Here is a 9,178-nt window from a genome sequence, read left to right as displayed (position 1 = left end):
ACCCACCGGCCCCACCCCGGCCGAATCCAGCCCCCCCCCGGCGATCCAGGGGGCGGAGCCCCGGGGAGCGGCGCCGCGCAGGCCGGCCCCGGCCCCGGCCGAGCCCGATGCCGCCGGGACACGGCCGGTGGGACCCCGTGCAGCGGCGCAGCCCAAGGGCCCGATAGCCTTCGGCTCATGACCGCACCGCTTTTCTCGGGTAGGGCCCGCCGCAGCGTCGCGGCCCTCGGAGCCGTGTCCGCCGGCCTCCTCCTCCTCTCGGCCTGCGACAAGCCGACTCCACTGGCGACCGTGACCGTCGGCACCTCCTCGGTGTCCGCCGAGTCCGCCTGTCACGACCGCACCGAGCTCTCCACGGACAAGGTCCAGGAGTGCCTCGGCGGCCTGAAGGACGCCAAGACCATCGACTACACCCGCGGCGACACGCTGCGCCTCGGCGTGGAGCCGGAGGTCGTCGAGGACGGCAAGAAGTGGCAGGCGGTCCTCGACGGACAGCCGATCACCGAGCCCTCCTCGAACACCTACCGCAGCTTCCCCGGCGCGGACGTCTTCGCGACCGGCGGCCAGGGCGAGGCCCCCGCCTCGAAGAAGCTGGCCATCGTCCAGGTGGCCGAGGACGGCAAGCCCCTCTCCGTCTGGTCCTTCAACCTCAAGCTCAAGTAACCGGGCGGCACCCGTGCGCGTGCTCGTCGTGACCGCGGTGACGGCGGAGGCAGACTCCGTCCTCACCGGTCTCACCCCTCATCCGGACTCTCCCGGTCCTGAGCCGCGCACGCTTCCCGGCGGGTACCTCATCACCCGGCGGGACCTCCCGGGCATCGCCTTCGACGTGCTCGCCGCCGGCGTCGGGCCGGCGGCCGCCGCCGCCGGCACCGCCACCGCCCTGGCCCTCGCCGACCACTCGCTCGTCGTCTCCGCGGGCATCGGCGGCGGGTTCGCCCCCGCCGCGCCCGTCGGCTCCCTCGTGGTCGCGGACGCGATCGTCGCCGCCGACCTGGGCGCCGAGACCCCCGAGGGCTTCCTGGACGTCCAGGCCCTCGGCTTCGGGCGCAGCGTGCACCTGCCGCCCGCTGAGCTCGCCGCCCGCGCCGCCGAGGTCACCGGCGCGCTCCTCGCGCCCGTCCTCACCGTCTCCACAGTCACCGGGACCGCCGGCGGGGCCGCCGGGCTCCTCGCCCGGCATCCGATGGCCGGCGCCGAGGCCATGGAGGGCTTCGGGGTCGCCGAGGCGGCTGCCGCGCACGGGCTGCCCGTGCTGGAACTCCGGGCCGTGTCCAATGCCGTGGGTCCGCGCGACCGCGCCGCCTGGCGGATCGGCGACGCGCTCGCCGCGCTCGCCGACGGCTTCCGCGTGCTGGGACCCGTACTCGCGAACTGGGGAGAACGCCATGAGCACCGGTGACACCGCCGACCGCGACCCGCTGAGGATCGCGTACTCGCCCTGCCCGAACGACACGTTCGTCTTCGACGCCTGGGCGCACGGCCGCGTCCCGGGCGCGCCCGGCCTCGACGTCACCTTCGCCGACATCGACCTCACCAACGGCATGGCCGAGCGCGGCGAACTGGACGTCCTGAAGGTCTCGTACGCCGTCCTGCCCTGGGTGCTGGAGGAGTACGCGCTGCTGCCCTGCGGCGGTGCCCTGGGGCGCGGCTGCGGCCCGCTGGTGCTGACCCGTGAGCCGGGCACGGACCTGGCGGGGGCCACCGTCGCCGTGCCCGGCGAACGCTCCACCGCCTACCTGCTGTTCCGGCTGTGGGCCGCGGACGTGCTGCCCGAGGGCATCGGCAAGGTGGTCGTGCTGCCGTTCCACGAGATCATGCCGGCGGTGCGCGACGGCCGGGTGGACGCCGGACTGGTCATCCACGAGGCCCGGTTCACCTACCAGGACTACGGACTGCACTGCCTGGCCGACATGGGCGAGCACTGGGAGTCCACGACGGGTCTGCCGATCCCGCTCGGCGCGATCATCGCCCGGCGGGCGCTGGGCGCGGAGCGGCTGCGCGCCCTGGCGGAGGCGGCCCGGACGTCGGTGCGGATGGCCTGGGACGACCCGGAGGCCTCCCGCCCGTACGTGCGGGCCCACGCCCAGGAGCTGGACCCGGCCGTCGCCGACCAGCACATCGGGCTCTACGTCAACGAGTTCACCGCGGACCTCGGTGAGGACGGCTATGCGGCGGTGCGGGGGCTGCTGACCCGGGCCGCGGCCGAGGGGCTGGTGCCGGCGGTGGCGCCGGGCGCGCTGGACTTCCCGTAGCCCTGAAGGCGTACGGGGACGGGGCCGCCCCGCCGCTCACGGGGAGCGGCGGGGCGGCTTCGTGGCCCGTGCGGTCAGACGTCGAGCTGGTCGGCCACCGCGCGCAGCAGGCCGGCGATCTTCGCGCCGTGCACCTTGTCGGGGTAGCGGCCGCGCTCCAGCATCGGCGTGATGTTCTCCAGCAGGGTCGTCAGGTCCTGCACGATCGAGGCGAGCTCGTCGGGCTTGCGGCGCTGGGCGGCCGCGACGGACGGGGCCGGGTCCAGCACCGTCACCGAGAGCGCCTGGTCCCCGCGCTGGCCTGCGACGACACCGAACTCGACGCGCTGGCCGGGCTTGAGGGAGTCGACGCCGCTGGGGAGCACCGACGAGTGGACGAAGACGTCGCCGCCGTCGTCGCGGGAGAGGAAGCCGAAGCCCTTCTCGCTGTTGAACCACTTGACCTTGCCGGTGGGCAAAGCACGCACCCCGTCTCACATACCCGAAACCGAACCAACATGTCTCAGCAGGTCAGGGTATCCGTGTACCAGGGCCGTGACTGCCTGCTCCCGCTGTGAAGAGTCTCCCCTCACAAGCACCCCGTCAAGCATGGCCGAAGCCCCTCTGCCCGGATCTCGTCCCCTGGGGGTACCTCGGGTGCGGGGGCCTCCGCCGCACCGCGACCGGTCCCCGGTGCGGCGGGAACTACCCTGGTGCGGTGACTGACACTTCTCACGCCGACGAACCGCGCCCCGGCGACGCACTGGTCAAGGCCGGCGGCATCGTGTTCATCGCGGGCGCCGTGGCCACGCTCGCGACGATGGCCCCGCTGTTCCTGGACATCGACCCGTTCCCGTCGTACGCGTGGGCCGTGTGCATGCTCATGGGCGTCGGCTTCGCCGTCTCGGCGGCGGGCGTGCTCCGCTCGGCCGCGGCGCAGCGCCGCGCGGCCCGGGAGTCGCAGGCCTGACCCGGCCGGGCCGTCAGGCCGCCTGCCCGGCCACGTACCGGTCGAGCCACTGCGGCAGCGCGGTCAGGTCCGGGAGGACCACGTCGGCGCCGGCGGCCAGCAGTTCCGGCTCCGGGCACGGACCGGTCGGCACCGCCACCGACAGCGCACCGGCCGTACGGGCCCCGCGGACGTCGCCCACGTGGTCGCCCACGTAGACCTGCGACCCGTACTCGCGCAGCGCACCGGCCTTGGCCTCCGCCCAGAGCCAGCCGATGACGGCGTCGGGCTCGATGCCGAGGTGCTTCAGGTGCAGCCGGGCGTTGGGCTCGTGCTTGGCGGTGACGACGATGGCCCGGCCGCCGAGCGCCTGGACGGCCTCGATCGCCTCGCGGGCACCCGGCATCGCCGGGGTCGGCTCGATGGCGTGTGCGGGGTAGATCTCCCGGTAGCGGTCAGCCACGGCCGGGATGTCGGCCTCCGGGAACCAGTACGCGAGTTCCTCGTCCAGCGGCGGGCCGAGCCGCGTGACCGCCTCGTCCGCGTCGATGAACGTGCCCGTCTCGGCCGACAGGGCCAGGTACGCGGCCCTGATGCCCGGGCGCGAATCGATGAGGGTCATGTCGAGGTCGAAGCCGACGGTGAGGTTCATACCGGCCATTGTGCCGAGGCGTGCCGCCGGGAGGGGAACACCGGCTGAGGTCCGCCTTACCGGATCGTGAAATACGTGACATTCCGGCCTCCTTCGGGGCGGTGCCGCCCACAGGGCGAGACCCCCGGATCCGTGCTCAACCTTTTCCGTGCGGCAGCACTCAGGACCGGGGTGAGAGACACGATGTGAAGGGGAGGGCGGATGCCGCCAGGCACCGAGCACGACTTCGAGGCCTTTGCCCGGGCCAGTCAGCGAAGGCTGTACCGGACCGCGTACCTGCTGTGCGGGAACGCCGACAGTGCCCGCGATCTGACCCAGACGACGCTCGCGAAACTGTTCCAGCACTGGCGGCGGGTGTCCGCCGCCGACCATCCCGAGGCGTACGCCAGGACCGTCCTGACCCGCACCTTCCTCGCCGAGCGAAGACGGCGGCTGCGGGACCTGCTGGCCCACACGCACGCCGCACCGCCGCCCCCGTCCGAGCACGCCGAGCTGCGGGTCACCCTGCTCGCCGCACTGGCCTCGCTTCCGCCGCGGGCCCGGGCCGTGGTCGTCCTGCGCTACTGGGAGGACCTGAGCACCGAGCGGGTCGCCCAGCTGCTGCGGTGCAGCGAGGGAACGGTCAAGAGCCAGTGCTCGCGCTCCCTGGCCAAGCTGCGCACGCAGCTCGGCGAGGACCACATCTACGCCACCGAGAGCTGAGGAGACGTCATGGGCACCAACGAACACCTCACGGACGAGGACCGGGCCGTCCTGCTCCTGCGGGAGGCGATGGAACGCACGGCCGGGGAACTGCCCCCGCTGCCCGACCTGGCGGGCCCGGCCCGCGCCCAGGGGCGGCGCCGCACGGCCCGCCTGCGGGCGGCGATCGGCGGCGGGGTGCTGGCCGTCGCCGTGCTCGGCGTGGCCGGGGCCGCCGCGCTGCCGGGCGGCGCCGGCACGGCCGACGGCGTCACCGAGGCGGCCGCGTCCCCGTCGGCCTCCGCGCCGGCGCAGGCCTCACCGTCCGCTTCCGGTCCGCCGCCGCCGGTCCACATCGAACCGTCCCCGGGCGAGTCCTCGATGGCGCAGCTGCCGCCCGCCGAGCGGATCCGGCAGGAGAACTTCCAGGACCAGGCCGTCACCGTGCTCCAGGACCTGCTGCCCGAGGCGGTCGGTACCGTGCAGCGGACCGATCTCACGGTGCGTCAGTACCAGGCCACGAAGGACGGCAACACGTTCGTCGTCATCTTCTCGGTACGGCCCGCGAGCGGGAGGGGCGACGGCCGGCGGACCTGCATCGAGGTCAAGGGGCAGACCTGCAAGAAGGCCACCCTGCCCGGCGGCATCGAGGCCACCGCGGCGACCTCGCCCGAGGACGGCGGCCTCATCGCGTCCCGGGTCTCCTTCCGCTACGGCGCCAGCGACGTCCTGCTGTCCGTCCGCCCCGACACCGGCACCACGGTCTCGGCGCCCGTCACCAAGGAGCAGATGCTGGCGGTGGCCCAGGACCCCGCCTTCCTCGGCCTGGTCAGGACGGCCGACAGCCGCCCGATGGAGGAGCAGCAGACCGTCGTCCAAGGCGGCTGAACGGGACGGCGGGGCGGGAGCGGGGCGGGCCTGCCGGCCCGGGGGTCAGCGGCGGCGGGCCCGCCACACGAGGTAGGCCGCGGAGGCCAGGCCCGCGCCCCGCAGGAGCCACGGCCACATGCCCGTCAGGGCCCCGCTCAGCTCGTCCTCGGCCAGGGTCTCGCCCCACTTGCCGTTCATCCGCCCCCACAGCCACACCCCCGCCCCCGCGACGACCAGGCCCGGCGGACCGAAGACGGCCCACTTGCGTTCGGCGGGGGCCAGCAGCCGCGAGGCGTACGGGAGCAGCCAGCCGACCACCAGCAGCAGCCAGGAGCCGCTGACCACGCCGGCGACGAGGACGGCCGCCGCCAGCAGCAGGAACGCATTCGGCCGGGGCCGGGCCGCGGCCGGGGCGGGGGCCTGCGGTGCGGGCTTCGCCTCCTGCGCCTGCTGCCGCGCCCGCCGCCGCTCGCGCAGGAACCGTACGAGGGTCCGCCCGCGCTCCCCCGCCGTGGCAGGAGCCGCCGCCGGCCCGGCCGGGGCGGGCTTCGCCGCGTCCTCCTCCGGCCGCCCCTCCTCGTACAGGTCCGGGATCTCGATGCCGCCGGCGAAGCCCTCCACCTGCGGGCCCGCCCCGTACGGGCCGGGGGCGACGCGCCACCAGTCGGGTCCGTCCCCGCCGGAGGGCCCGAGTTCGTCCAGCCCGGCCAGGTGCGGCGGCACGTTCACCGGCTCCGCCGCCGCAGCCGGCTCCGCCGCGCTCCTGCGGCGCAGGCGGCCCGGGCCCCGCTGGGTGGGCACGGCCGGGACGGAAACGGCCGGGGAAGCGGGCTCCGCCGCCGACGGGGTACCGGCGGCCCCCAGGGTGTCCAGGACCTCCTCGGGCGTACCGATCCGGTCCAGGATGCGGCGTACGGCGGCCGCGGTCTCCGGTTCGTACTTGGCGCGCCGACGGTCGATCTCGTCCCGCAACCCCGCCACCAGCCGCATCCGGTCGCCGGAGGACAGCTGCCGCCGCTGCGCCAAGTCCCCGACGCGGCTCAGATATTCGTAGACCAGATGGTCGCTCTCGATGCCCATGCCCCGGCTCCTCCCGTACCGCCTGCCGGAACCGTAGCGCGTGCGCCCGTGGAGCGGTCCCGGGCACAGCGGATACCGTTGGCCGGATGGGGACCGGCCGACTGACCGGCCGACGCGACCAGGAGGCGACTGTGCCTGAGGCAAGCACTGCTGCGGGAGGCGCTGCGGGAAGTGCCGGGACGAGCGCGGGCCGAAGTACGGCCGGGGCCACGGGCCAAGGCGCCCCCCGCTCCCTCGCCGAGGCCCTGCGCTCCCGCGACGACGCGGCCCTCGCCGCCCTGCTGCGGGCCCGCCCGGACCTGATCAGCCCGGTCCCGGGCGACGTGACCCAGCTGGCCACCCGCGCCGGGACCCGGGCCTCGGTCGTGCGGGCCCTGGACCGCCTCGACCGGTTCGCGCTGCAGACCGCCGAGGCCCTGGCGGTCGCCCCCGAGCCCTGCCCGTACCCCGTGCTGGAGGCGCTGCTCACCGGCCACCTCGGCGCGGACACCGGCGGCGGACCGGCCCGCGCCGCCCTCCCCCGCGCCCTGGAGACCCTGCGCGACCAGGCCCTGGTGTGGGGCGACGGGGACCGGCTGCGGCTGGTCCGCACGGCCCGCGAACTGCTCGCGCCCTCGGCCCAGCGCCCCTCCCCGACCGGCCTCGGGCCCACCGTCGCCGAGGCCACGGCCGGGATGTCGCCGACCCGGATCCAGGAGATCGTGGTGGCCGCCGGGCTGCCCGCCACCCACGACCCGGTGTCCGCGGTGGCCGCGCTGACCGCCCTGTTCACCGACCCGGAGCGGATGTCCGCCCTGCTGGACGAGGCCCCGGCGGAGGCCCACCAGGTGCTGGGGCGGCTCGTGTGGGGCCCGCCCTACGGGGAGGTGACCCCCCACCCCACGCCGCCGGTGCGCTGGCTGCGCGACCGGGGCCTGCTGCTGCCCGCCACCGCGCGGACGGTCGTCCTGCCCCGCGAGGTGGCCCTGCACCTGCGCGGCGGTCTCGCGCACCGGGACACCGCGCCGGAGGCCCCGCCGGTGGCCCCGCACCGCGAGCACCGTCCACAGCTTGTGGACGCCAACGCCGCCGGGCAGGCGCTGGCCGCGCTGTCCACCGTCGAGGAGCTGGTGAAGTCCTGGGAGCACGCCGGTCCGCCGGTGCTGCGGGCGGGCGGGCTGTCCGTACGGGACCTGAAGCGGACCGCCGCCACGCTGGACACCACCGAGGCCTCCGCGTCCTTCTGGATCGAACTGGCCTACGCGGCCGGGCTGCTGGCCGGCGACGGGGAGGCCGACGAGCGGTACGCGCCCACCCCCGCCTTCGACGACTGGTGCGAACTCCCGCCCGCCGAACGGTGGTCGGCGCTGGTCGCGGCCTGGCTGCCGGCCACCCGCGCGCCGGGCCTGGTCGGCGAACAGGACGCCAAGGGCCGCACCCTGTCCACGCTCGGTGCCGACCTGGACCGTTCCGCGGCCCCCGAGGTGCGCCGCCGCGTCCTGGAACTCCTCTCCGACCTGCCGGAGGGCGCCTCCGCCGACCCGGACGTGCTGATGGAACGGCTCGCCTGGGAGCGGCCCGTACGCGGGACGAGCGACCTGCGCGCCCGCCTCGCGCACTGGGCCCTGGCCGAGGCGGAGGTCCTCGGCGTCACCGGCCGCGGCGCGCTCAGCGCCTTCGGCCGGGCCCTGCTGGAACACCGCGACCCGGCGCCGCTGCTGGCCCCGATGCTGCCGGAGCCGGTGGACCACGTGCTGCTCCAGGCCGACCTGACGGCCGTGGCGCCCGGCCCGCTGCGCCGCCCGCTCGGGGACACCCTGGCGGTGCTCGCCGACGTGGAGTCCAAGGGCGGGGCGACGGTGTACCGCTTCACGCCCGCGTCGGTACGGCGCGCCCTGGACGCCGGGCACGCCGCCGCCGACCTGCACGCCTTCCTCAAGGAGCACAGCCGCACCCCGGTCCCGCAGCCGCTGGCCTACCTGATCGACGACGTGGCCCGGCGGCACGGGCACCTGCGGGTCGGCGCGGCCTCCTCGTACGTCCGCTGCGACGACGACTCCGTGCTGGGCGAGATCCTCGCCGACAAGCGGTCGGCCGGGCTGGGGCTGCGCCGCCTCGCGCCGACGGTGCTGGCCGCGCAGGCCGAACCGGCCGTCCTGCTCGACGGGCTGCGGGCCATGGGGTACGCGCCGGCCGCGGAGTCCCGTACCGGTGACGTCGTGGTGTCCCGGGCCGACGCACACCGCACTCCGGCCCGCTCTGCCCCCGTCCCGGTCCCGGACGGCCCGCCGGTACCGGACGCGACGCTGCTGGCGGCGGCCGTACGGGCGATCCGGGCGGGCGATCTGGCGGCGACGGTCGTCCGCAAGGAGCCCGCGGCGTCGACGGGCGCCCCGGGCGAACTCCCGCGCACGAGCGCGGCGGAGACCCTGGCGACCGTCCAGGCGGCCGCGCTGACCGGGACCGCGGTGTGGATCGGCTACGTGAACGCGGAGGGCGCGGCGAGCCAGCGGGTCATCGCCCCGGTACGGGTGGAGGGCGGCTTCGTCACCGGCTACGACCACACGGCCGACGAGGTCCGCACCTACGCCCTGCACCGGATCACGGGGGTCGCCGAACTGGCGGAGGAACACCTCTGACACCGGCGTGCCCGAGCGATGCGCCGGGTTCGGTGCCGGCCGACGCCGGTCCCGGGGCACCTCCCGGCGGTCGCTGAGCAGCGGGGGCCGGGCG

Annotated in this window: 10 protein-coding genes; 7 read left to right on the top strand and 3 right to left on the bottom strand. The window is 75.7% G+C overall.

The window, feature by feature from the left end:
* Nucleotides 1-177: 177 nt before the first annotated feature.
* From ACFWUZ_RS20930 to ACFWUZ_RS20920, 3 genes are read left to right on the top strand one after another with little or no spacing between them, the layout of a single operon-like run.
* Entirely contained in the window at nucleotides 178-663 is a 486-nt protein-coding gene (locus ACFWUZ_RS20930; protein WP_384374720.1) for a DUF2771 domain-containing protein, read from the top strand.
* Nucleotides 664-676: 13 nt separating this feature from the next.
* On the top strand, nucleotides 677-1,402 hold the full coding sequence (locus ACFWUZ_RS20925; RefSeq protein ID WP_384374717.1) for a futalosine hydrolase: 726 nt from the start codon (nucleotides 677-679) through the stop codon (nucleotides 1,400-1,402).
* On the top strand, nucleotides 1,389-2,255 hold the full coding sequence (locus ACFWUZ_RS20920; RefSeq protein ID WP_384374714.1) for a 1,4-dihydroxy-6-naphthoate synthase: 867 nt from the start codon (nucleotides 1,389-1,391) through the stop codon (nucleotides 2,253-2,255). The genes ACFWUZ_RS20925 and ACFWUZ_RS20920 overlap by 14 nt, the downstream gene beginning before the upstream one ends.
* Before the next feature lie 74 nt (nucleotides 2,256-2,329).
* Here the strand turns inward: ACFWUZ_RS20920 and ACFWUZ_RS20915 are convergent, their stop codons facing one another.
* Nucleotides 2,330-2,713, bottom strand: a complete 384-nt coding sequence (locus tag ACFWUZ_RS20915; protein ID WP_384374825.1) for a cold-shock protein — start codon at nucleotides 2,711-2,713, stop codon at nucleotides 2,330-2,332.
* 239 nt (nucleotides 2,714-2,952) lie between these two features.
* Here ACFWUZ_RS20915 and ACFWUZ_RS20910 point away from each other — a divergent pair, with 239 nt between their 5' ends.
* Complete coding sequence (locus ACFWUZ_RS20910; protein WP_384374711.1) at nucleotides 2,953-3,204, top strand: hypothetical protein; 252 nt, start codon at nucleotides 2,953-2,955, stop codon at nucleotides 3,202-3,204.
* Between the two features lie 13 nt (nucleotides 3,205-3,217).
* Here the strand turns inward: ACFWUZ_RS20910 and ACFWUZ_RS20905 are convergent, their stop codons facing one another.
* Nucleotides 3,218-3,835 carry an HAD family hydrolase gene (locus ACFWUZ_RS20905; RefSeq protein ID WP_384374709.1) on the bottom strand — a complete coding sequence of 206 codons (618 nt, stop codon included), beginning with the start codon at nucleotides 3,833-3,835 and terminating at the stop codon, nucleotides 3,218-3,220.
* Nucleotides 3,836-4,036: 201 nt separating this feature from the next.
* Between ACFWUZ_RS20905 and ACFWUZ_RS20900 the strand changes: the two genes are divergently transcribed.
* Nucleotides 4,037-4,537: a SigE family RNA polymerase sigma factor gene (locus tag ACFWUZ_RS20900; RefSeq protein ID WP_384374706.1), complete on the top strand. Its 501-nt coding sequence runs from the start codon at nucleotides 4,037-4,039 to the stop codon at nucleotides 4,535-4,537.
* 9 nt (nucleotides 4,538-4,546) lie between these two features.
* Nucleotides 4,547-5,404, top strand: coding sequence for a hypothetical protein (locus ACFWUZ_RS20895; protein ID WP_384374703.1), 858 nt, complete (start codon nucleotides 4,547-4,549; stop codon nucleotides 5,402-5,404).
* Between the two features lie 45 nt (nucleotides 5,405-5,449).
* On the opposite strand, the gene ACFWUZ_RS20890 is transcribed toward ACFWUZ_RS20895, so the two are convergent.
* Nucleotides 5,450-6,466 carry a hypothetical protein gene (locus ACFWUZ_RS20890; RefSeq protein ID WP_384374700.1) on the bottom strand — a complete coding sequence of 339 codons (1,017 nt, stop codon included), beginning with the start codon at nucleotides 6,464-6,466 and terminating at the stop codon, nucleotides 5,450-5,452.
* An 86-nt stretch (nucleotides 6,467-6,552) separates the two neighbouring features.
* Between ACFWUZ_RS20890 and ACFWUZ_RS20885 the strand changes: the two genes are divergently transcribed.
* Nucleotides 6,553-9,084: a helicase-associated domain-containing protein gene (locus ACFWUZ_RS20885; protein ID WP_384374697.1), complete on the top strand. Its 2,532-nt coding sequence runs from the start codon at nucleotides 6,553-6,555 to the stop codon at nucleotides 9,082-9,084.
* Nucleotides 9,085-9,178: the final 94 nt, after the last annotated feature.

It is taken from the genome of Streptomyces sp. NPDC058646 (assembly GCF_042716875.1).
GTDB lineage: Bacteria > Actinomycetota > Actinomycetes > Streptomycetales > Streptomycetaceae > Streptomyces.
Note: the sequence above shows the minus strand (reverse complement) of the source record. Positions and strands in the feature narration are given on the sequence as shown.